Here is a 21,430-nt window from a genome sequence, read left to right on the forward strand (position 1 = left end):
AAAAACGAGCCCCCCACGGACGGAATTACGCCGTCGCGCCGGCATCCCCGTCATCGACTCGTGCGACAATTACGGCTTCGCCGCCGCCTGCGGGCCGCGTCGCCGACCGGCTTTTTACTGTATCACCCGTGAGGAAGTCCATGACCGACAATCGTTTTCGCCGCATGGCGCTCGAATCGGCGCCTGACTACGTCCGCCACGAAGGGCTCAAGCGCTGGGTGGCCGACATCGCCGAGCTCACCGAACCCGACCGCGTCCATTGGTGCGACGGCTCGCAGGAAGAATACGACCGCCTGTGTCAGGAAATGGTCGAGTCCGGCACGCTGATCCGGCTCAACCCCGAGAAACGCCCGAACTCCTACCTCGCCTGGTCCGACCCCTCCGACGTCGCCCGGGTGGAAGATCGCACCTTCATCTGTACCCAGAACCCCGACGACGCCGGCCCCACCAACAACTGGGAAGATCCGGCGAAGATGCGCGCCACGCTCACGGGGCTCTTCCGCGGCTGCATGCACGGGCGCACGCTCTACATCATCCCCTTCTCCATGGGGCCGCTGGGCAGCCCGATCGCCCACCTCGGCGTCGAACTCTCCGACAGCCCCTACGTCGTGGCCAACATGCGCATCATGACGCGCATGGGCAAAGCCGTCTACGACGTGCTGGGCGAAGACGGATTCTTCGTGCCGGCCGTGCATTCGGTGGGCGCGCCACTCGAGCCGGGCCAGAAAGATGCGCGCTGGCCGTGCAACCACACCAAGTACATCGTGCACTTCCCCGAAACGCGCGAGATCTGGTCTTTCGGTTCGGGCTACGGCGGCAACGCACTCCTTGGCAAGAAGTGCTTTGCGCTGCGCATCGCCTCCACCATGGCACGCGACGAAGGGTGGCTTGCCGAGCACATGCTCATCCTCGGCGTCGAATCCCCGCAGGGCGAGAAGACCTACGTGGCCGCTGCCTTCCCCTCGGCCTGCGGCAAGACCAACTTCGCCATGCTCATCCCACCCAAGCGCTTCGACGGCTGGAAGATCACCACAGTGGGCGACGACATCGCCTGGATCAAGCCCGGCCCCGACGGGAAGTTCCGCGCCATCAACCCCGAGGCGGGCTTCTTCGGCGTCGCGCCCGGCACCGGTGTGAAGACCAACCCCAACGCCATGGCCACGCTGCACGCCAACGTGATCTTCACCAACGTCGCGCTCACCGACGACGGCGACGTGTGGTGGGAAGGCATGTCCGAGCCGCCGGCGCACTGCCTCGACTGGCAAGGGCGCGACTGGACGCCCGAAATCGCCCGCGAGACCGGGCGCAAGGCGGCGCACCCCAACGCCCGCTTCACCGCGCCGGCAAGCCAGTGCCCCTCCATCGACCCCGAATGGGAAAACCCCGAGGGCGTGCCCATCTCCGCCTTCATCTTCGGCGGACGGCGCGCCACCACCGTGCCGCTCGTCTATGAGGCCTTCAACTGGGGCTACGGCGTGTACATGGCCGCGACCCTGGGGTCGGAAACCACGGCGGCGGCCACCGGCAAGCAGGGCGTGGTGCGCCGCGATCCCTTCGCCATGCTGCCCTTCTGCGGCTACCACATGGGCGACTACTTCAACCACTGGCTGCGCATGGGGCGCGTGGTCGAGCACCCGCCGCGCATCTTCTGCGTCAATTGGTTCCGCCTGGACGAAAACGGCCGCTTCATGTGGCCAGGTTTCGGCGAAAACATGCGGGTGCTCAAGTGGATCGTCGATCGCTGCCACGGCCGCGTCGGCGCCAAGGAGACGCCGCTCGGTTGGATGCCGCGCTTCGAGGACATCGACTGGACGGGGCTCGACATCACCCGAGAACAATTCGAGGCGCTCACCCGCGTCGACGTCGAAGCCTGGCGTCAGGAACTGGCGGAGCACAAGGAGTGGTTCGACAAGCTCGGCGAGCGCCTGCCGCGCGAGCTGGTACTCAAGCGCGAACTCTTCGAACTGATGCTGCACGAAGACTGACCGGCAAAGGAGCGCGGCGATGGCCCCGAGGTTCGCCGCCCGCATGGGCGAGATTGCGCCGTTTCACGTGATGGAGCTGCTGCGCCGCGCCTCCGAGCTCGAACGCTCCGGTTGCGACGTGATCCACATGGAAGTGGGCGAGCCCGACTTTCCCACGCCCGAACCGGTGCTGGAAGCGGCGCAGCGTTTCCTCGCCGCCGGGCGCGTGGCCTACACGCCGGCGCTGGGGCTGCCGGCCCTGCGCGAGGCCATTTCCGCCTTCTACGCCGAACGTCTGGGGGCCGATGTCGCTCCCGAGCGCATCGTCATCACCGCCGGCGCCTCTGGCGCCTTGGTGTTGGCCTTGGGCATCACCACCGACCCCGGCGACGAGTGGCTGCTGCCCGACCCTTCCTACCCCTGCAACCGCCACCTCGTGCGCACCTTCGAAGGACGCGTGCGCCTGCTGCCGGTCGGCCCGGAAACGGCCTTCCAACCCACGGCGGCGATGATCGCCGCCGCCTGCGGGCCACGCACCCGCGGCGTGATGCTCGCCTCGCCAGCCAATCCCACCGGCACCCTGCTCTCGCTCGATGAGATCGATGCGATCGCCGAGGCGGCGGCCGAGCGCGGCGCGATCACCCTCGTCGACGAGATCTACCAAGGGCTCACCTACGGCGTGCCGATGCGCACCATCCTCTCGCGCCGGCGCGACGTGCTCGTCGTCAACAGCTTCTCCAAGTATTTCGGCATGACCGGCTGGCGGCTCGGCTGGCTGGTGCTCCCCGACGCCGACTGGGTGCGCGAGGCGGAAAAGCTCGCCCAGCACCTTTTCATCTCGCCTTCGACAGTGGCGCAGCACGCGGCGCTCGCCGCCTTCCTGCCGCAGACGCAGGACGAGCTGGAGCGGCGCCGCGCGGAGTTCGCCCGGCGCAGAGCCGTGCTGCTTCGCGGACTCGACACATTGGGCCTGACCGTGCCGGCCGAACCCACCGGCGCCTTCTATGCCTACGCCGACGTCTCGGCTTTGGGAGAGACGGCCGAGCGCCTGGCGCAGCGCTTCATCGAGGAAGCGTACGTGGCCGTCACCCCTGGCAGAGATTTTGGCGAGCACCGCGCCGATCAATTCCTGCGCTTTGCCTACACCACCACCCAGGCGCGCATCGCCGCCGCCATCGAGCGGCTGGCCAAGGTGCTGCGCCGCTGAAGCGACGCAGCGAGTTCCGCGCAGATCCTCAGCCTTGCCGCCGCGCGATCTGCTCCAGGCTGCGCTTCATCGCCAGCACCCGGCGCGCGTAGCGCTGCTCCGGGTCGTCCAAAGCGCCGGCAAAGGCTTGCAGGGCCTTCTCGGTGCTACCGTAGCGCTGTTTGGCTTCGGCCAGCACTTCGATCCCCACCGAAACGTTGAGCTGAGGATCGAAGAGCGCATCTTCGGGCGCTTTCCGCTTGAGCCGCGCATGGATGCGTTGCACGTGCCACTTCGGGACGACTTGCATCAGCCCTTGCGCCCCGTCGGGGCTCTCGGCAAAGGGGTTGAACTCGGACTCGATGGCGATCACCGCCACCACCAGCGTTGGATCGAGCCCACGGCGGCGAGCTTCCTGCTCCAGCGTAAGGAAGAGCGGCGTGAGCGCGGCGGAGGCCACGCGATAACGCCGCGCCACGTGATCGCGCACGCGGCGCATCTCGGGGCTCAGGGCCTGGATGCCGAGGTGCGCCTGCACCGAATCGCCGGGCGCCTTGGCAACCTTGGCCGGCTCACGAGGGACGGACGAAGAAGCGACGCGCTTTTCGGCCGGAGCGGACACGGGAGCAGGCGCGGCCGTTTCGCTGACCACCGGCTGCGAAACTTCGGCAGCGGCATCGATATCGTCGTCGCCGTCGTCTTCGGGCAAAGGCAACAAGGCCGTGGCCGCCGGCGCCATCGCCGCTTCTCCGGGACCGGAGACGACGAAAAGCCCCAAGAGGCCGGTACAGCAGGCGAGCGCGAGCAGGACGGTGGCCGCCACGCGACCGGGCACGGCAGTGCGACCGGTCGCAATTTCTACTTCTTTGTCATACCGTCGGTCTTCGGTCATGACGATGTCCTCCTTTCGTACCGAGGCGCCTTCGCCGAGTATCACAGTGATGCTGCCGCAGAAATGGCGGCGACGAAGGCGATCGTGAGGTCGTACATGCCGGCCGAAATGCGGCCGATCGGGGCGCGGCGGGGGTGCCGCCGCAGGGGAGAAAAAGCAGAATGATCGTTGAGGAAAACGCAGGATAACGCGAAACTTTCGTTCCGCCAAGGGGTTGGCTGATCAGAATGCGCGGCCGACCCGCGTTTGTTGCATCCTTACGACAGCAAAAGGGGAAGAAAACGCCCCGAAGAAAGGCCTGCGATCCGCACGCGCGCCGTCGACGTCGGAGGCAGAAGGGCAGCGAAACGGTGCCAGTCGAAGAAAGGTCCGGGGTCGGTCTTGCGGACCGGCGCAATATGACAGTGCCCTGCAACCGAGTCGATCGAAGGATATCGTCTCAGGAGGGCGGCGACGAGCGCCGCCACCCGCTCATATTGGGCGGAAGTGAAAGGCTGGCGATCGGATCCTTCCAGCTCGATGCCCACGGAGAAATCGTTGCAGCGGGCCCGCCCTTCCCAGCAGGAGAGACCGGCATGCCAGGCACGGCGATCCGGAGGAACGAATTCGATCGTCTCGGCGTCGCGCCGGATGAAGTAGTGTGCCGACACGCGCAGCCCTTCGAGTGAGGCGAAGGCGGGATGCCCTGCCGGATCGAGCGTGTTGGTAAAGAGCCGCTCGACCGCGTCGCCACCGAAGACTTCCGGCGGCAGGCTGATCGCGTGCAGCACCACGAGGCTGATCGGCATCCCTGCCGGGCGCTCGTCACAGTTGGGCGAGGCCACGCGCCGGTCGATGCAGGCCTCAAGCGCCTCTTTCCCCTCCATCGTTCCCCCCACACCAGTGGTCGCCGTCCTCCCTATAATAGAGGGTTTCCACGGATCGGACCCCTACCTCATGAGCGCCCACTTCCTGCTCGGCGGCGCCCGCAGCGGCAAGAGCGCCCTGGCCCAGCGGCTCGCCGAAGAAAGCGCTCTGCCGGTGACGGTGATCGTCACGGGCGAGCCGCGCGACGCAGAGATGGCCGAGCGCATCGCCCGCCACCGACGTGAGCGCCCCGCCCACTGGCGCACGGTGGAAGCCCCCTTCGCACTCGCCGACGCGCTGCGCGCCCATGCCGCCCCCGGACGCTTCGTGCTCGTCGATTGCCTGACGCTGTGGCTGTCGAACTGGCTCCTGGCCTGTCTCGACGACACGCCGCGCCGCGGCCCGGAGGAATTCTCCGCCGAACGTGCGGCGCTGCTCGAACTCGTAGCCGCCCCGCCGGGGCCGCTCGTCCTGGTCGCCAACGAAGTCGGGCTGGGACTGGTTCCCGAAACGGCGCTCGGGCGGCGCTTCCGCGACGAGGCCGGGCGGCTCAATCAGGACGTCGCCGCGCGCGCGGCCGCGGTGAGCTTCGTCGCTGCCGGACTGCCGTTGCGCCTGAAATAGCGGCGCCGGCGTTTCCCCCGCCATCGCCTTTGCGTACAATGCGGGCTTTCGCCGACGATCCTTCCCTTTCGATGCTCGAATTCTCCATCACGCCGACGCACGACCCGGACCTCGCCGCCCGCCTGCAGCGCGCCATCGACGACAAGACCAAGCCGCGCGGCGCGCTGGGGCGGCTCGAAACCACGGCGCTGTGCATGGGCCTCATCCAGCGCCGCCTCGATCCCCGCCAGGAACACCCGCAGGCGCTCGTCTTCGCCGCCGATCACGGCGCCACGCGCCGGCCCGGCATCTCGGCCTTTCCGCGCGAAGTCACCTGGCAGATGGTGGAGAATTTCCTCGCCGGCGGCGCGGCGATCAACGTCTTCTGCCGCCAGCACGGCATCCCCCTTGCCGTGGTCGACGCCGGCGTCGACCACGTGTTCGCGCCGCGCCCCGGCCTGATCGATGCCAAGCTCGCCTTCGGCAGCAACGACTACCTCCAGGCCCCGGCGCTCGGCCGGAAACTTGCCGTGCGCAGCCTCGCCACCGGCGCCGAGCTGGTGCGCCGCCTGCCGCCCGAGACCGATTGCCTGCTGCTGGGCGAAATGGGCATCGGCAACACGGCCTCCGCCACCCTGCTGACGCACTGCTTCACCGGCGCACCGCTCGAGGCGATCACCGGCCGCGGCACGGGGCTCGACGACGAAGGACTGGCGACCAAGCGCCGGCTGCTCGAGACGGCGCTCGTACGCGGCGGCGTACCCGCCAATCCGATTGACGTGCTCGCCGAATATGGCGGGCTCGAGATCGGCCAGATCGCCGGGGCGATGCTGGCGGCGGCCGAGCGCCGCCTCGTCATCCTCGTCGACGGATTCATCGTCACCGCCGCGCTCCTCGTCGCCCATGCCCTGGAACCGGCCGTGCTCGACTACTGCCTCTTCTCGCACCGTTCGCAGGAGCCGGGACACCGCCTGCAGCTCGAGCGGCTTGGCGCCGAAGCGCTGCTCGAACTCGATCTGCGTCTGGGCGAAGGTACCGGCGCAGCGCTCGCCTATCCGCTCATCGTTTCCGCCGCCGCCTTCCTGCGCGAGATGGCCAGTTTCTCGGCCGCCGGCGTGGCCTCGGGCAGCTGAACCGCCACGCGCCCCCGCCTCATACATGATCCGCACCCTCTTCTTGCGGTTCGTCGCGGCGCTGCAGTTCTTCACCCGGCTGCCGCTGCCGCGCGACTTGCCGCAGGTGCCGATTCACCAGAGCGGCGCCATCGGATTCTTCCCCTGGACAGGCATCGTCGTCGGACTGCTCTGCGGGGCCGTGCTGCTCCTGACGCGCTGGCTCTGGCCACCGGAAGTCGCCGCCGTGCTCGCCGTGGCCGCCGCAGTGGCGCTCACCGGCGCCCTGCACGAGGACGGTCTGAGCGATACCGTCGACGGCTTCGGCGCGGGCTGGGATAGAATGCACATCCTCGCCATCATGAAGGACGTGCGGCTGGGCAATTATGGCGCCACGGCGCTCATCCTGGCGCTGGCGGCGCGCATCGCACTCACTGCCGCGATCGCCGTCCGGCTCGACGGGGTGGCGATCCTGGCCGCGCTCATGGCCGCGCACGCGGTCTCGCGCGGCACGGTGCTGGTCCCCATGCTGGCCCTGCCTTACGCGCGCGCCGAAGACGCCACGAGCCGCGCCAAACCGGTGGTGCAAGGACTGGACGGCACGGCACGGCTCACCGCCGCGCTCGGGGTGCTCGCACCGCTCGCCTTGCTCCCGCCGCCGGTCGCGCTCGCGGGGCTCGCTGCCGCCGGGGCCACCGGGGCCGCATGGACGCGGCTATGCGCCCGCCGGCTGGGGGGCTATACCGGCGACGTGCTCGGCGCCGTCCAACAAACGGGCGAAATCGCCTTTCTGCTAGGAATCTTGGCTGCATGGAAATTCATCTGATCCGACATCCGCGCGTGGCCATCGACCCGCAGCTGTGCTATGGCCACAGCGACGTGCCGCTGGCCGAACCCGCCGAAGAGGCCGCCGAACGTCTGCGTCCCTGGCTGCCCGAACGATTCCGTCTCTTCTCCAGCCCCTCGAGCCGGGCGCTGGCGCTGGCCCAGGTCCTAGGGCAGCCCATCCTCGATGAACGGCTAAAAGAAATGCACTTCGGCCAATGGGAGCTGCAACCCTTCGAGTCCCTGGGCGAAGCCCTGGAACTCTGGGCGAAAAATCCCTTCGGGTTTCAACCGCCGGGAGGCGAGTCGGCCGCCGAAATGGCCATCCGCGTGCTCGAATGGTGGCAGGAGACGCGCGAACGCCACCAGGATGAAGAGGCGATCGTGATCGTCGCCCACGGCGGCCCCTTGCGCGTGCTCGCCGGGCATCTGCTGGGGCTGCCACGCGAGCGTTGGCTGTCGCTCGACTTCGGTTGCGCCCAGGCCACGCGCATCGACCTCGAACCCTGGGGAAGCATGCTGCGGTGGTTCAACCGGACGTAAACCGGCGCTGCCTGCACGGTGCAGCTGCCACCGGTGGGGATAGCCGAGGGCCATGGCCGAAGCGCGGAAGGCGCTTCGGCCTTCATGCCACCAGATCCTCCCGGTACAGCTGCGCGTAGCGCCCGCCCGCGGCGAGCAGCTGCGCGTGCGTGCCGCTCTCGACGATGCGGCCGCGCTCCATCACTACGATGCGATCGGCCCGCTCCACCGTCGTGAGGCGGTGCGCGATCACGAGCGTCGTGCGCCCTTGCATGAGCGTCTCCAAGGCTGCCTGCACCGCGCGCTCGGATTCGTTGTCCAGGGCGGAGGTCGCCTCGTCGAGCACCAGAACCGGCGCATCTTTCAGCAAGGCGCGGGCGATCGCCAGGCGCTGGCGCTGGCCGCCGGAGAGCAGCGCCCCGTTCTCGCCGATGGGGGTGTCGAAACCTTGCGGCAAACGCTCGATGAACTCCAGCGCATGCGCCGCGCGCGCCGCGGCGACGATCTCCTCGCGCGACACCGCCCGCTCGCCCGCCCCGTAGGCGATGTTCTCCGCCACGGTCGCGTCGAACAGCACCACCTGCTGTCCGACGTAGGCGATCTGACGGCGCAGCGCCGCGAGCCGCCACTGCGGCAAGGGGACGCCGTCCAAGCGGATGCAACCCTCGGTAGGATCGTAGAAGCGCAGCAGCAGCTGGGCCATGGTCGACTTGCCGCTGCCCGAGGGGCCCACCAGGGCAACCACCGAGCCGGGCTCGATGCGCAGATCCAGGCCGTCGAGCGCCCAGTCTTGGGCATTGGGATAACGGAAGCGCACCCCCTCATAGGCGATCTCGCCGCGGGCACGCTCGGGGGCAAAGCTCCCCTCGTCATGTTCCGGCGGCACGTCGAGCAGCGAAAAAATGCTCTCGGCCCCGGCCAAGCCGCGGGCGATGCGGCTATTGACCTCGGTCAGCTGCCGGATCGGTTTGGGCAGCAGCCCCGCGGCCGTGACGTAGGCCACCAGCTCACCGGCGGAAGCATCGCCGCGCAGCCACAGCACGAGCCACAGCAAGGAGCCGATCGCCACGAAGGTGACGAGCTGCGTCGTCGAGCCGTTGCGTGCCCCGATCCGCGCCAGCCGCAGCTGCCGCTGGAAATCCTCGTCGTTGGCCCGGGCGAAGCGCTGCAATTCCCGCTGCTCGCCGCCAAAGGCTTTGATGACCCGTTGGGCCAATACCGCCTCGGTGGCGATGGCGGTGATGCGCCCCATCGTCTCCTGCAAGCGGCGCGAGGCAGAGCGCAGCTTGCGCCCGGCGCTGCGCATCATCGCGCCGAGCACGGGAAGGAGCACCGCCAGCACCAGCGTGAGTTTCCAGTTCGACCACAGCAGATAGGAAAAGAGCGAGACCACGGTCAAGCCTTCGCGCACGACGACGCGCACCGCCTCGGTCACGGCGCCGGTGGTCATGGTCACGTCGAAGGTGAGCCGCGAGATGATCCGCCCGGAATCCTGGGAATCGTAATAGGCCGTAGGAAGCCTCAGCCCATGCGCGAAGAGCGCCGCACGCAGGTCGTGGATGATCCCTACGGACACCTTGGACATGGAGTAGGCCCCGAGAAACGAGCCGATCCCCTGCCACAGCGCCACCAGCATCAAGGCTGCCGGCACGAGGTAGAGCGTGTCGACTTCGCCCAACGCCGGCACCACCAGCCGAGCCCGCGCCGGGTTGGTCAGGCCATCGACGAAATACTTCAGCGCGCCCATCATCATCGGCTGGCCGCTGGCGAAGATCACGTAACCGAGCATGGCCAGCGCGAACGCGCCGCGATAGGGGCGCACGTACTGCCACAGGCGGCGATAGAGCACCCAGGAAGAATCCATGCTTCGTTCCATCAATGCGCCTCGTCCCAATTACGTCCCACGCCGACGTCGACCACGAGCGGCACACGGAGCTTGGCAACGTTCTGCATCTGGTCGGTGACGAGCGCACGTGCGGCGTCCACCTCCGCCTCGGGCACTTCAAGCACCAGTTCGTCATGAACCTGCAGGACGAGCCGCGTCGCGAGGCCGCCCTCTTGCAAGGCGCGATGCACGCCGATCATGGCCAGTTTGATGAGATCGGCCGCGGTGCCCTGCATGGGGGCATTGATCGCCGCGCGCTCGTCGGCCTGGCGCTGGGCCGGGTTGCGCGAACGAATGTGGCGCAGCCACACGCGGCGCCCGTAGAGCGTCTCGACGTAGCCCTGCTCATAGGCCGTCTTGCGCGCCTGCTCCATGTACTTTGCCACCCCAGGATAGCGGGCGAAATAGCGGTCGATGTATTCCTGCGCCGAAGCGCGGTCGATCCCCAGGCTGCGCGCCAGGCCATGCGCGCTCATGCCGTAGATGAGGCCGAAGTTGATGGTCTTGGCCACGCGCCGCTGCTCGGGCGTGACCGCCTCGAGCGGCACGCCGAAGATCTCGGCAGCGGTGTGCCTGTGGATGTCCTCGCCATGCAGGAAGGCCGCCACCAGAGTCGCATCGCCCGAGAGGTGCGCCATGATGCGCAGCTCGATCTGGGAATAGTCCGCCGACAGCAGCAGGCAGCCGGTCGGGGCGACGAAGGCCGAGCGGATGCGCCGCCCCTCGGGCGTGCGCGCCGGGATGTTCTGCAGGTTCGGCTCGCTCGAGGACAGGCGTCCCGTGACCACCACGCTCTGGGAAAAGGTGGTGTGCACCCGCCCCGTGCGCGGATCGATCATCTTCGGCAGTTTGTCGAGATAGGTATTCTTCAGTTTCGAGAGTTGGCGGTGCTGCAGCAGCACCTCGACGATGGGATGCTCGTGCGCCAGGCGTTCGAGCACTTCCTCGCTGGTCGAAGCCTGACCCCCGGCGGTCTTCTTGGCCGCTTTCAGGCCCAGCTCGCCAAACAGGAGTTCGGCGACCTGCTTGGGCGAGGCGAGATTGAATGCCCGCCCCGCCAGTTCATGGGCTTTCTGCTCGAGCACACGCAGCTGGGTCTCGAACTCGCGGGACTGCGCCGCGAGCACCTTGGGATCGATCGCCACGCCGGCGCGCTCCATGGCCACCAGCACCGGCACGAGCGGGCGCTCGATGTCGCGATAGACGCGCTCGAGCCTGGGTTCGGCAGCGAGTTTGGCCGAGAGCACCTCGAAGAGCCGCCAAGTGAGGTCCGCGTCCTCGGCGGCATAGGCCGCCGCGCGCGCCGGCGGCACTTCGTCGAAGCCGATCTGTTTCTTGCCGCTGCCGCACAGCTCGGCGTAGGTGAGCGGTTCGAGCGAAAGCCAGCGGCGGCTGAGGCGATCGAGGTCGTGCTGGGCGTCGCTTTCGAGCACATAGGACATCAACATCGTGTCGTCGATGGTCCCGCCCGGCTCCGCCCCGTGCGCCGCGAGCACATGCCAGTCGTACTTCGCGTTCTGCGCCACCTTGCCATCGGCCGTGGCAAACCAGGGCGCGAGCCGGCGCAGCACTTCCTCGCGCGGCAGCTGCGGCCCGACCTCGAGCCCGCGATGCGCGAGCGGAATGTAGCACGCCCGCCCGGGCCCCACGGCGAAGGAGACGCCGACGAGGGAAGCGTTGCGCGCATCCAGACTGGTCGTCTCGGTGTCGAAGGCCACGCGGGCGCCTTGCTCGATTTCACCGAGCCAGCGCTCGAATTCGTCCCAGTCGGTGATGCAGGCGTAGGCCGAACGCCGCGCCGCGGCCTGCGCGGGCGTTTCGAACCCGTCGCCGCCCTCCTGCCCCGCCGGGGCTGCAACCCCCTGCGCCCGCAGTTCGTTCAACCACGCCTGGAATTCGAGCCGTTCATAGAGCGCGAGGAGTTTCTCGCGCTGCGGCGGACGCGCCTGCAGGTCGTCGAGCCGCACCGGCAGATCGAGGTCGCAGCGCACCGTCAGGAGCTTTCTTGCCAACGGGAGGAAGTCGCGCGCCGCGCGCAGATTCTCCCCCACTTTCCCCTTGATCTCGTCGGCGTGCGCGAGCAGCGCTTCGAGCGAGCCGTACTGCTGCAGCCACTTCGCCGCCGTCTTGGGACCGCAGCCGGCCACCCCGGGGACGTTGTCGACCGTATCGCCCACCAGCGCCAGGTAATCGACGATGCGCTCGGGCGGCACGCCGAACTTCTCCTCCACGCCCTTGGCGTCGAGCTTCTCGCCGCGCATGGTGTCGACCCACAGCACCCGCGGGCCGACGAGCTGGGTGAGGTCCTTGTCACCGGTGGAGATCACCACCTCCCAGCCGCGCGCCAGTGCCTGACGGGTGAGCGTGCCGATCACGTCGTCGGCTTCCACCCCTGGGATCATCAGGAGCGGCCAGCCCTCGGCCTCGATCGCCTCGTGCAATACGGGAATCTGCGCGGCGAGGTCTTCGGGCATCTCGGGGCGCTGCGCCTTGTACTGGGGATACCACTCGTCGCGGAAGGTTTTGCCCGGCGCGTCGAACACGCAGGCACGATAAGGCGCGGGGAATTCCTGCGCCAGCCGCCGCAGCATCGACAGCACCCCCCGGATGGCGCCGGTGGGCTCGCCACGCGAGGTACGCAGATCGGGCAAAGCGTGATACGCTCGATAAAGATAGCTCGAACCGTCGACGAGCAGCAGACGCGTCGTCATGGCGTCTCTCACAGAAGCTTGCAAACGGGAAACTATACCGCGGTTCGGCGCACGATGAAAGGAAGACCATGCCGCTGCACGACAAACTCCCCAACCCCATCGTCGACCCCAAGGACATCCAGTACAACGGACGCGAATCCTGGCGCATCTTCGGCATCATGGCCGAATTCGTCGAGGGCACCGAGCGGCTGGCCGCCATCCGGCCGGCGGTGAGCATCTTCGGCAGCGCCCGCGTCGTCCCCGACCATCCTTATTACCTGCTCGCCGAGCGCATCGCGCGCAAACTGTCGGACGCCGGCTTCACCGTCATCTCCGGCGGCGGCCCCGGCGTGATGGAAGCGGCCAACAAAGGCGCCTACTTCGGCAAGAGCCCTTCGGTGGGGCTCAACATCCAGTTGCCGCACGAGCAGCACGCCAACCCCTACCAGGACATCTCGCAGACGTTCCGCCACTTCTTCGCGCGCAAGTACATGTTCGTCAAGTTCGCCTCGGCCTACGTGGTCATGCCCGGCGGATTCGGCACCCTCGACGAGCTGCTCGAAGCGATGACCCTCATCCAGACGGGAAAAAGCCGGCGCATCCCCGTGATCCTCGTCCATCACCCCTTCTGGCAGGGGCTGCTCGACTGGATGCGCGAGCGCCTGGTGGGCGAAGGGATGATCGACGAGAAGGACCTCGACATCGTGCAGCTCATCGACGATCCCGACGAGATCGTCGCGGCGATCTTCAAGTACTACGAAAGCCGCGGTTTCGAGCCCCTGCCCACGGAGCGCGAGCTGATGCTCAACCTGTGAAAAAGCGAAGAAAAGGGCGAGTCTGCCTGCCGCTATTGTAGAATGCCGGCAAGAAGCCTCCCCGTCGGAATCGTATCCATGAAACCCCGCCTTCGCCCCTTCCTGTTCGCCTCCTTGCTCATGGCCGGCACGGCTTGGGCGCAGCAATCCTCGCGCCCGCCGCTCGAACCGATCCCGGAGCCGCCGCCGCTGCCCGGACCGATCACCGAAGAGGATCTGATCGAACCCCAGGTGACGATCCGCAAGGAAGGAGAGGACGAAGTCACCGAATACCGCGTCGGCGGGCGCGTCTATATGATCAAGGTCGTACCGGCCCACGGAGGGACGCCGTACTATCTGATCGATCGCACCGGCAACGGCGTGATGGAGCGCTTCGACGGCACGCCGGAGCTCTCCGTGCCGATGTGGATCCTCAAGTCCTGGTGAGCACGGGCGCCGCATGCACGCTCACATCCTAGGGTATTCGCAGGGTTGGCGCTGGATCGCCGACGGGTTCGCGCTGTGGCGCCGCGCCCCGGCGCTCACGAGTTACGTCAGTTTCGCCTACGTGCTGATCCTGCTGCTCGCTTCCAGCCTGCCCTATCTCGGACAGCTCATCGCGCCGCTCCTCATGCCCATTCTTTCCATCGGCGTGCTCGAGGGCATGGCCGCTGCCGAAGCCGGGCGCCGTCCGGGACCGGAGATTCTTTTCGCCGGATTCCGCGGTCCTTGGCGCTCGCTCGCCCTCCTCGGCGCTTTCCAATTGGCGGGAAACCTGCTCGCCGTGCTCGCCACGGTGCTCGTCGACGGCGGCCTGCTGCTCGGCCTGTACCGCGGCACGATCGATCCCGCCTCGCTCGAGGGCGACCCGCAACTCCTGTGGCCGCTGCTCGTCTGGCTCGCGGTGGCGCTGCCGGTGACCATGGCCTACTGGTTCGCCCCGCCGCTGGTCGCCTGGTACCGGCAGCCCTGGATCAAGGCGCTCTTCTTCAGCTTCTACGCCATGCTGCGCAACTGGCGCCCTTTCCTCCTCTATGCGCTGGGGCTCGCGGCGCTCGCCTTCGTCGTGGCGTTCGCGGTCTCGCTGCTCGCCGCGCTCATCCATCCCTACGTGCTCGGCATCGCCATGTTCCTGCTGCCGCTGGTGCTCGTGCCGACGCTCTTCGCCGGGCTCTACTTGCAAGTACGCGATGTCTTCGGCCCCCGCTAACGCCCCGCTGCGGCCGATCGGCGTGCTCGGCGGCACCTTCGACCCCATCCACTACGGCCACCTGCGGCTCGCCGAAGAGGCCCGCGAGGCGCTCGCCCTCGAGCGCGTGCTCTTCATCCCGGCGGGCGACCCGCCGCATCGGCCCGCGCCGGGCACCCCGGCCGCCCATCGGCTCGGAATGGTACGTTGCGCCCTCCGTGGCCATGCCGCCTTTCGCGCCGACGACCTGGAGCTGCGCCGCGGCGGCAAGAGCTATACCGTCACCACGCTGGAAACCTTGCGCCGCCGCTACGGTCCACACCGCCCGCTCGTGCTGATTCTCGGCGCCGACGCCTTCTTCGGCCTGCCTTCGTGGCACCAGTGGCAGCGGCTCTTCGAGCTGGCCCACCTGCTCGTGGCCATGCGGCCGGATTTTCCGCCGCCTTGGGGAAGCGAACCGCCCGAAGACGATCCCCCTGAGCCCGGAGCCGGCTTGCCGCCGGCGCTGCAGGAGGTACTCGCCGTACGGCGTGCACCGAAACTCGCGCACCTTGCCGAGACCCCGGCCGGCCTCGTCGGATTCTTCCGCAACACGCCGCTCGCCATCTCGGCCACGAGCATCCGCCGGCTGCTGCACGAGGGACGCAGCGCCCGCTATCTCTTGCCGGAGGCGGTGCTGCGCTACATCGCCACCCATTCGCTGTACCAAGGAGACTCTCTGATCCCATGACCGCCACCGATACCCTGCTCGATGCCGAAGCCATCGCCGCCCTGTCCGTGGGCGCCCTCGAAGACGTCAAAGGTGAAGACATCCGCGTGTTCGACACGCAAGCGCTCTCGCCGCTCTTCGATCGCGTCATCGTCGCCAGCGCCCAGTCCACGCGCCAGACCAAGGCGCTCGCCCAACGCGTGATCCAGCGCGCCAAGGAGGCCGGCATCCCCATCGTCGGCGTCGAGGGCGAAGCGCTGGGCGAATGGGTGCTCGTCGATCTCGGACCGGTCGTCGTGCACGTCATGCAGCCGGCCGTGCGCGCCTACTATCGCCTCGAAGACCTGTGGCAGCACGGCGCTGGCGGGCGGCAAAGCGCCTGAACCCCGGCCGATGAAGCTCACGCTGCTAGCGGTCGGCACGCGCCTGCCTTCCTGGGCCGAGTCCGCCTGCGCCGAATACGCGCGGCGTTTTCCCCCCGATCTGCCGCTGGCGATCGTGGAAGTCAAAGCCGAGCCGCGCACCGGCGGCAAGCCCGTGGTCGAACTCAAGCGCCGCGAAGCCGAACGGCTGCGCGCGCAGATCCCCACCGGGGCACGCCTCGTCGCGCTCGACGAGCATGGCTCCGACCTCGATACGAAGCAGCTCGCCGATCGGCTCCAGTCCTGGCGCCGGGACGGACGCGACGTGGCGCTCCTCATCGGCGGGCCCGACGGGCTCGATCCCGCGCTACTGCAGGCCGCCGACGAAACCGTGCGCCTCTCCAGTCTGACGCTGCCGCACGCGCTCGCCCGCGTCGTGCTCATCGAAGCGCTCTATCGCGCCTGGAGCCTGACGGCCGGACATCCCTATCACCGCGAGTAAACCCTTCAGGGTTTACCCGACTGCCGCAAGCAACCATTTGGCACTAGGCTTACTCCTCGACTAAGCTGAAGCGGAGAAGAGGCGCCTACCCGCGCCCGACCGCATGAATCCCTGCCGACTCGCCACGAGCGAGCCCGGCGGATGAAAGGAGGAGACACCGATGGCCAGCACCCCTGCCGGCGCGCCCGCCGTGGCCGCCCCCCTCGCCTCGCTCGACGACCGCTATCGCGTCACTGGGCGCGTCTATCTCACCGGCTACCAGGCGCTCGTGCGTCTGCTGCTCATCCAGCGCGAACGCGACGCAGCCGCCGGGCTCAACACCGCCGGGTTCGTCTCCGGCTATCGCGGCTCGCCTCTGGGCGGGCTCGATCAGACCCTGTGGCGCGCCAAGGAACACTTGCGCTCGCACCACATCGTTTTCCAGCCCGGCGTCAACGAAGACCTCGCCGCCACCGCCGTCTGGGGCACGCAGCAGGTGGGGCTCTTCCCCGGCGCCAAGTACGACGGCGTCTTCGCCCTGTGGTACGGCAAGGGGCCGGGAGTCGATCGCTGCGGCGACGTCTTCCGCCACGCCAACGCCGCCGGCACCTCGCGCTTCGGCGGCGTGCTGGCCGTGGCTGGCGACGACCATGCCGCCAAGTCCTCCACGCTGCCGCACCAGACGGATCACGTCTTCAAGGCGCTGATGATGCCGGTGCTCGCACCGGCCGGCGTGCAGGAATACCTCGACCTGGGCCTCCACGGTTACGCCCTGTCGCGCTACTGCGGCTGCTGGGTGGCCTTCAAGGCGCTCGCCGACACGGTGGAGACTTCGGCCTCGATCGACGTCGATCCGTTTCGCATCGAAACCCGCATCCCCGACGATTTTCCCCTGCCGCCCGACGGCCTCAACATCCGCTGGCCCGATCCGCCGCTGGTGCAAGAAAAACGGCTGCTGCACCACAAGCTCTATGCCGCGCTCGCCTACTGCCGCGCCAACGGGCTCAATCGCGTGGTCATCGATTCGCCGCAGCCGCGCCTGGGCATCATCACCTCCGGCAAGGCCTATCTGGACGTGCGCCAGGCGCTCGACGATCTGGGCATCGACGAGACGCTCGCCGCGCAGATCGGCCTGCGCGTCTACAAGGTCGGCATGGTCTGGCCGCTCGAAGCCGAAGGGGTGCGCCGTTTCGCCGAAGGGCTCGAAGAGATCCTCGTCGTCGAGGAGAAACGCCAGCTCATCGAATACCAGCTCAAGGAGGAGCTCTACAACTGGCGCGAGGACGTGCGGCCGCGCGTGATCGGCAAGTTCGACGAGAAAGGTGAATGGGCCCACATCCTGCGCCCGGACGGAACGGTAGACCACGGCCAATGGCTGCTGCCCGCGGCCGGCGAGCTCACGCCGGCGCAGATCGCCCGCGTCATCGCCCAGCGCATCGCGCGCTTCTACACCTCCGAGCGCATCCGCGAGCGTCTGGCCTTCCTCGAGGCGAGCGAACGCGCGCTCAGCGTGCGCCCGCCCGCCGCCGAACGCGTCCCCACTTTCTGCCCAGGCTGCCCGCACAACACCTCCACCCGCGTGCCCGAGGGCAGCCGGGCGGTCGCCGGCATCGGCTGCCATTACATGGTCACCTGGATGCCCGATCGACGCACCGCCACCTTCACCCACATGGGCGGCGAGGGCGTCAATTGGGTAGGACAGGCGCCCTTTACCCAAGAGCGCCACCTCTTCGCCAACATGGGCGACGGCACCTATTTCCATTCCGGCATTCTCGCCATCCGTCAGGCGGTGGCCGCCGGAGTCAATATCACCTACAAGATCCTGTTCAACGACGCCGTGGCCATGACCGGCGGTCAGCCGGTCGATGGCCCGCTCACCGTGCCGCTGCTCGTCAAACAGCTGCAGGCTGAAGGCGTGGCCAACATCGTGGTGGTCACCGACGGTACGCCGCGCCCCTATGGTCCGGCCGACCTGCGCCACGTCCCGATCCGGCATCGCGACGAGCTCGAGGCGATCCAGCGCGAGCTGCGGCAACTGCCGGGCGTCTCCGCCCTCGTCTACGACCAGACCTGCGCCGCCGAGAAGCGGCGCCGGCGCAAGCGTGGGCTCTACCCCGATCCCTCCCGGCGCGTGTTCATCCACGAGGCGGTGTGCGAGGGGTGCGGCGACTGCACGGTGCAATCGAACTGCGTGGCCGTCGTCCCGGTGGAGACCGAGTTCGGGCGCAAGCGGCGCATCGACCAGTCCAACTGCAACAAGGACTACAGCTGTCTCAAGGGATTTTGCCCCAGTTTCGTCACCATCGAAGGGGGGCGACCGCGCAAGGGCAAGGCGCTCGCCGACGAGCCGGCGCGTTTCACCGAGCCGCCCGAACCGATTCTGCCCGAGCTCGCATCGCCCTGGAACCTTCTCGTGACCGGCGTGGGCGGCACAGGCGTCATCACCATCGGTGCGCTCATCGGCATGGCGGCGCACCTCGACGGCAAGGGCGTCACCGTGCTCGACATGACGGGGTTGGCGCAGAAGAACGGCTCGGTCTTCAGCCACATCCGCATCGCCGCCACCCCGCAGGACTTGCACGCGGTGCGCATCGCCGCCGGCGCGGCGGATGTGGTCATCGGCGGGGATCTCATCGTCACCGCGAGCGCCGAAGCGCTCACCAAGATGGCAGCCGGACGCACGCGCGTGGTCACCAACGCCGCCGAGATCCCCACCATCGATTTTCTGCGCAATCCCGACTGGGCCTTCCCCGAACAGGAGCTGCGCACCCGCCTGCGCGAGGCCGTGGGCGAAGAAAGCGCCGAGTTCCTCGACGCCACGGGGCTCGCGACCCGGCTCATGGGGGACGCCATCGCCACCAACCTCTTCCTGCTGGGCTACGCCTGGCAGAAAGGCTGGGTGCCGGTGCGCCACGAATCGCTCATGCGGGCGATCGAATTGAACGGCGTGGCGGTGGAGATGAACCGCGCCGCCTTCCTGTGGGGGCGGCGCATGGCGCACGACCCGCAGGCGGTGCGCGATTTCGCCCACCCCGCAGCCGAGTCCGGGGCGCGCTTCGCCCGCACGCTCGACGAGGTGATCGAACGGCGCGCCACCTACCTCGTCGACTACCAGGACGAAGCCTATGCCGAACGCTATCGCCGGCTGGTGGCGCGCGTGCGCGAGGCCGAACGCGCGCTGCGCGGCGCCCCCGCCGAAGAGACCCCCGGCACGATGCCACTCACCGACGCCGTGGCCCGCTCCTACTTCAAGCTGCTGGCGATCAAGGACGAATACGAAGTGGCGCGCCTGTACTGCGACCCGAAATTCTGGCAAAAACTGGAGGACACCTTCGAAGGCCCCTTCGAGGTGCGCTTCCATCTCGCCCCGCCGCTCCTTGCCCGCCCCGACCCCGTCACCGGCCTCATCGCCAAGCGCGAGTACGGTCCGAGCATGCGCCACGCCTTCGCCCTGCTCGCGAAGATGAAACGGCTGCGCGGCACGGCGCTCGATCCTTTCGCCCGCACCGAGGAGCGGCGCTGGGAGCGGGGGCTCGTCGCCGAATTCGAGGGCGACGTCGACCGCGTGCTGCGCGAACTCACCGCCGAGCGCCTGGCGCTCGCCACCGAGCTGCTTTCCTTGCCGCAGCGCATCCGTGGCTACGGGCACGTCAAACGCGCCGCCGGCGAAGAGGCAGCCCGGCGACGCGCGGCCTTGTGGCAACGCTGGCAGGAAACGGGCGCGGCCAGCGCGACGCAGCCGGCGGCGGGATACCCCGTGCCGGCTTGAGCACTGAAGCGCGCGAGGCGGTATCATGAAAACATGACGTTTCGCCTCCCGCGCTCGCCGCTTTTCGCCGCGGCCCTGGTCCAGCTGCTGGGCTGGATGCTCGCCTTCGTCGCCGCGCGCCTGGGCTTCATCACCGGACTGTGGCCGCTCCTCGCCGTGCAGGCGTTCGCAGCGGCAGGCACGGCCGCGCTGCTGCGCAGCCCCTGGTGGTGGCTCGCCCTGCACCTCGTCTTTTCCCCCGCCCTCGTGGCCCTGCACGGCCTGGGGCTCGCGCCGGCATGGTATCTGGCGGCCTTCGTCGCGCTCGCCCTCGTCTTCGGCAACCCGGTACGCACGCGCGTACCGCTCTTTTTGTCGCACCGCGCCACGATAGAGGCGCTCGCGCCGCTCTTGCCGCCGGATCGCCTCTTTCGTTTTCTGGACGTAGGCAGCGGCACGGGACGCGTCGTCGTCGCGCTCGCACGCGCCTTTCCCCAGGGCGAATTCACCGGCGTCGAGCAGGCGATCCTGCCGCACCTGATCGCGCGCTGGCGCGGCCGCGGACTGCCCAACCTGCACCTGCGGCGCGCCGATGCCTTCGCGCTGCCCTGGACAGGATACGACGTGCTCTACGCCTTCCTCTCGCCCGTGCCCATGCCCGACTTGTGGCGCAAGGCTTGCGCGGAACTCCCGCCGGGAGCGCTCGTCTGTAGCAACGAGTTCCCCATCCCAGGGATCGAGCCCCAAGCCCGCGTCTTGCCGCAAGGCACCACCCGTCCTCTCTGGCTTTACCGCGTGGCGTAGCGTTGGAATTGGAGGGATAGGGGGCCGCTATTTTCCTCAAGATTCGGCGCGTATCTGCCGATAATCCTGCCAAGGCTGCCCTCCACCACGAGGTTTTTCGTCATGGCGATCCTGATCGCGATCATCGGCAACAAAGGCGGCACCGGCAAGACCACGCTCTCGCACCTGCTGTGCCACGGCCTGGGACTGCTCGGCCGGCGCTCGGCCTGCGTGCTCACCGACACCACCCGCCAACCGCTCGATCCGCGCGGACGGCGCTACGTGATCGCCGACGCCCGCTCGCTCGATACGCTCAAGCGCATCATCGACAAGCTGCGCCCGCTCGATGACTGGATCGGCGTGATCGACGGCGGCGGCAACCGTCCCGACGTCGACCGGCGCCTCTATGCCCTGTCCGATCTGGTGCTGCTGCCGTTTCGCGAGTCGCACGAAGATATCCGCACGGTCGTCGCCGATCTCGAGCAGTTCCCCCGCGCCTACGCCGTACCCAGCCAGTGGCCGGTCAACGCCTGGCAGCGCGAGGCGGCCGATCGCGCGGTAGCGCAGCTGATGGCGCCTTACCTCGGCCGCATCCTGCGCCCCGTCCCGATGGTCTCGGCAAGCAAGCTGTTGCTGCAAAAGCGTCTGCCGGCGCAACTTCCCACCCCCCTCAACAACACGGCCCGGCGCTTCGCCCGCCAGCTGCTGGAAGTGCTCGACCTCGGCCGGGAGCTACCCACCTCCCTCGAGGAAGAAGAAGGCGAAGCAGTCTGTGAAGGCATTCCCGAAGAAGAAATGCCGTTGCGCCTCAAGCGCTGAGGAGCGCCTCGCGCTACAAT

19 protein-coding genes are annotated in these 21,430 nt (G+C 68.2%); 15 read left to right on the top strand and 4 right to left on the bottom strand.

Annotated features, from left to right (window positions below; all coding sequences use genetic code 11):
* The first annotated feature begins 140 nt into the window (after positions 1 to 140).
* Entirely contained in the window at positions 141 to 1,985 is a 1,845-nt protein-coding gene (locus tag ASC37_RS04485; RefSeq protein ID WP_055423235.1) for a phosphoenolpyruvate carboxykinase (GTP), read from the top strand.
* A gap of 19 nt (positions 1,986 to 2,004) precedes the next feature.
* Entirely contained in the window at positions 2,005 to 3,171 is a 1,167-nt protein-coding gene (locus ASC37_RS04490) for a pyridoxal phosphate-dependent aminotransferase (protein WP_055423236.1), read from the top strand.
* Between the two features lie 28 nt (positions 3,172 to 3,199).
* Here ASC37_RS04490 and ASC37_RS04495 read toward each other — a convergent pair whose 3' ends face one another.
* Together ASC37_RS04495 and ampD are read right to left on the bottom strand one after the other, a co-directional pair.
* The gene (locus ASC37_RS04495; protein WP_055423237.1) at positions 3,200 to 4,042 is read right to left on the bottom strand and encodes a lytic transglycosylase domain-containing protein; all 843 of its coding nucleotides are present in this window, start codon (positions 4,040 to 4,042) and stop codon (positions 3,200 to 3,202) included.
* 257 nt (positions 4,043 to 4,299) lie between these two features.
* Positions 4,300 to 4,908 carry a 1,6-anhydro-N-acetylmuramyl-L-alanine amidase AmpD gene (gene ampD, locus ASC37_RS04500; protein WP_072247923.1) on the bottom strand — a complete coding sequence of 203 codons (609 nt, stop codon included), beginning with the start codon at positions 4,906 to 4,908 and terminating at the stop codon, positions 4,300 to 4,302.
* 70 nt (positions 4,909 to 4,978) lie between these two features.
* Between ampD and cobU the strand changes: the two genes are divergently transcribed.
* The 4 genes from cobU to cobC all read left to right on the top strand — a co-directional run bounded on the left by cobU (position 4,979) and on the right by cobC (position 7,971).
* Positions 4,979 to 5,512: a bifunctional adenosylcobinamide kinase/adenosylcobinamide-phosphate guanylyltransferase gene (gene cobU / locus ASC37_RS04505; protein ID WP_055423238.1), complete on the top strand. Its 534-nt coding sequence runs from the start codon at positions 4,979 to 4,981 to the stop codon at positions 5,510 to 5,512.
* Positions 5,513 to 5,583: 71 nt separating this feature from the next.
* Complete coding sequence (gene cobT / locus ASC37_RS04510; RefSeq protein ID WP_055423239.1) at positions 5,584 to 6,624, top strand: nicotinate-nucleotide--dimethylbenzimidazole phosphoribosyltransferase; 1,041 nt, start codon at positions 5,584 to 5,586, stop codon at positions 6,622 to 6,624.
* A gap of 25 nt (positions 6,625 to 6,649) precedes the next feature.
* Entirely contained in the window at positions 6,650 to 7,429 is a 780-nt protein-coding gene (gene cobS, locus ASC37_RS04515) for an adenosylcobinamide-GDP ribazoletransferase (RefSeq protein WP_055423240.1), read from the top strand.
* Positions 7,414 to 7,971 carry an alpha-ribazole phosphatase family protein gene (gene cobC, locus ASC37_RS04520; protein WP_055423241.1) on the top strand — a complete coding sequence of 186 codons (558 nt, stop codon included), beginning with the start codon at positions 7,414 to 7,416 and terminating at the stop codon, positions 7,969 to 7,971. Before cobS ends, cobC begins: the two co-directional genes overlap by 16 nt.
* Before the next feature lie 82 nt (positions 7,972 to 8,053).
* Here the strand turns inward: cobC and msbA are convergent, their stop codons facing one another.
* Together msbA and polA are read right to left on the bottom strand one after the other, a co-directional pair.
* Complete coding sequence (gene msbA / locus ASC37_RS04525; RefSeq protein ID WP_198289002.1) at positions 8,054 to 9,814, bottom strand: lipid A export permease/ATP-binding protein MsbA; 1,761 nt, start codon at positions 9,812 to 9,814, stop codon at positions 8,054 to 8,056.
* An 11-nt stretch (positions 9,815 to 9,825) separates the two neighbouring features.
* Positions 9,826 to 12,546, bottom strand: a complete 2,721-nt coding sequence (polA, locus tag ASC37_RS04530) for a DNA polymerase I (protein ID WP_055423243.1) — start codon at positions 12,544 to 12,546, stop codon at positions 9,826 to 9,828.
* 68 nt (positions 12,547 to 12,614) lie between these two features.
* Between polA and ASC37_RS04535 the strand changes: the two genes are divergently transcribed.
* The 9 genes from ASC37_RS04535 (at position 12,615) to ASC37_RS04575 (ending at position 21,410) form a co-directional block, all read left to right on the top strand.
* Entirely contained in the window at positions 12,615 to 13,340 is a 726-nt protein-coding gene (locus ASC37_RS04535) for an LOG family protein (protein WP_055423244.1), read from the top strand.
* Between the two features lie 78 nt (positions 13,341 to 13,418).
* Positions 13,419 to 13,766: a DUF2782 domain-containing protein gene (locus tag ASC37_RS04540; RefSeq protein ID WP_055423245.1), complete on the top strand. Its 348-nt coding sequence runs from the start codon at positions 13,419 to 13,421 to the stop codon at positions 13,764 to 13,766.
* 13 nt (positions 13,767 to 13,779) lie between these two features.
* Complete coding sequence (locus ASC37_RS04545) at positions 13,780 to 14,529, top strand: BPSS1780 family membrane protein (protein WP_055423246.1); 750 nt, start codon at positions 13,780 to 13,782, stop codon at positions 14,527 to 14,529.
* Complete coding sequence (nadD, locus tag ASC37_RS04550; RefSeq protein WP_055423247.1) at positions 14,510 to 15,238, top strand: nicotinate-nucleotide adenylyltransferase; 729 nt, start codon at positions 14,510 to 14,512, stop codon at positions 15,236 to 15,238. The genes ASC37_RS04545 and nadD overlap by 20 nt, the downstream gene beginning before the upstream one ends.
* Positions 15,235 to 15,600 (top strand): ribosome silencing factor, encoded by a 366-nt coding sequence (rsfS, locus tag ASC37_RS04555; RefSeq protein WP_055423248.1) that lies wholly within the window; start codon positions 15,235 to 15,237, stop codon positions 15,598 to 15,600. The genes nadD and rsfS overlap by 4 nt, the downstream gene beginning before the upstream one ends.
* A gap of 10 nt (positions 15,601 to 15,610) precedes the next feature.
* Positions 15,611 to 16,081, top strand: coding sequence for a 23S rRNA (pseudouridine(1915)-N(3))-methyltransferase RlmH (gene rlmH, locus ASC37_RS04560; RefSeq protein WP_055423249.1), 471 nt, complete (start codon positions 15,611 to 15,613; stop codon positions 16,079 to 16,081).
* Between the two features lie 160 nt (positions 16,082 to 16,241).
* Entirely contained in the window at positions 16,242 to 19,829 is a 3,588-nt protein-coding gene (locus ASC37_RS04565) for an indolepyruvate ferredoxin oxidoreductase family protein (protein WP_055423250.1), read from the top strand.
* Between the two features lie 33 nt (positions 19,830 to 19,862).
* Positions 19,863 to 20,612, top strand: a complete 750-nt coding sequence (locus ASC37_RS04570; RefSeq protein ID WP_055423251.1) for a class I SAM-dependent methyltransferase — start codon at positions 19,863 to 19,865, stop codon at positions 20,610 to 20,612.
* A gap of 102 nt (positions 20,613 to 20,714) precedes the next feature.
* A complete protein-coding gene (locus ASC37_RS04575) occupies positions 20,715 to 21,410 on the top strand; it encodes a nucleotide-binding protein (RefSeq protein ID WP_055423252.1) in 696 nt (231 codons plus the stop codon).
* Positions 21,411 to 21,430: the final 20 nt, after the last annotated feature.

The organism is Tepidiphilus thermophilus, from assembly GCF_001418245.1.
Lineage (GTDB): Bacteria > Pseudomonadota > Gammaproteobacteria > Burkholderiales > Rhodocyclaceae > Tepidiphilus > Tepidiphilus succinatimandens.

Coding starts and splice junctions, on each gene's coding strand:
- ASC37_RS04485 (WP_055423235.1), top strand. CDS start 141: ATGACCGACAATCGTTTTCGCCGCATGGCGCTCGAATCGGCGCCTGAC.
- ASC37_RS04490 (WP_055423236.1), top strand. CDS start 2,005: ATGGCCCCGAGGTTCGCCGCCCGCATGGGCGAGATTGCGCCGTTTCAC.
- ASC37_RS04495 (WP_055423237.1), bottom strand. CDS start 4,042: ATGACCGAAGACCGACGGTATGACAAAGAAGTAGAAATTGCGACCGGT.
- ampD (WP_072247923.1), bottom strand. CDS start 4,908: ATGGAGGGGAAAGAGGCGCTTGAGGCCTGCATCGACCGGCGCGTGGCC.
- cobU (WP_055423238.1), top strand. CDS start 4,979: ATGAGCGCCCACTTCCTGCTCGGCGGCGCCCGCAGCGGCAAGAGCGCC.
- cobT (WP_055423239.1), top strand. CDS start 5,584: ATGCTCGAATTCTCCATCACGCCGACGCACGACCCGGACCTCGCCGCC.
- cobS (WP_055423240.1), top strand. CDS start 6,650: ATGATCCGCACCCTCTTCTTGCGGTTCGTCGCGGCGCTGCAGTTCTTC.
- cobC (WP_055423241.1), top strand. CDS start 7,414: ATGGAAATTCATCTGATCCGACATCCGCGCGTGGCCATCGACCCGCAG.
- msbA (WP_198289002.1), bottom strand. CDS start 9,814: ATGGATTCTTCCTGGGTGCTCTATCGCCGCCTGTGGCAGTACGTGCGC.
- polA (WP_055423243.1), bottom strand. CDS start 12,546: ATGACGACGCGTCTGCTGCTCGTCGACGGTTCGAGCTATCTTTATCGA.
- ASC37_RS04535 (WP_055423244.1), top strand. CDS start 12,615: ATGCCGCTGCACGACAAACTCCCCAACCCCATCGTCGACCCCAAGGAC.
- ASC37_RS04540 (WP_055423245.1), top strand. CDS start 13,419: ATGAAACCCCGCCTTCGCCCCTTCCTGTTCGCCTCCTTGCTCATGGCC.
- ASC37_RS04545 (WP_055423246.1), top strand. CDS start 13,780: ATGCACGCTCACATCCTAGGGTATTCGCAGGGTTGGCGCTGGATCGCC.
- nadD (WP_055423247.1), top strand. CDS start 14,510: ATGTCTTCGGCCCCCGCTAACGCCCCGCTGCGGCCGATCGGCGTGCTC.
- rsfS (WP_055423248.1), top strand. CDS start 15,235: ATGACCGCCACCGATACCCTGCTCGATGCCGAAGCCATCGCCGCCCTG.
- rlmH (WP_055423249.1), top strand. CDS start 15,611: ATGAAGCTCACGCTGCTAGCGGTCGGCACGCGCCTGCCTTCCTGGGCC.
- ASC37_RS04565 (WP_055423250.1), top strand. CDS start 16,242: ATGGCCAGCACCCCTGCCGGCGCGCCCGCCGTGGCCGCCCCCCTCGCC.
- ASC37_RS04570 (WP_055423251.1), top strand. CDS start 19,863: ATGACGTTTCGCCTCCCGCGCTCGCCGCTTTTCGCCGCGGCCCTGGTC.
- ASC37_RS04575 (WP_055423252.1), top strand. CDS start 20,715: ATGGCGATCCTGATCGCGATCATCGGCAACAAAGGCGGCACCGGCAAG.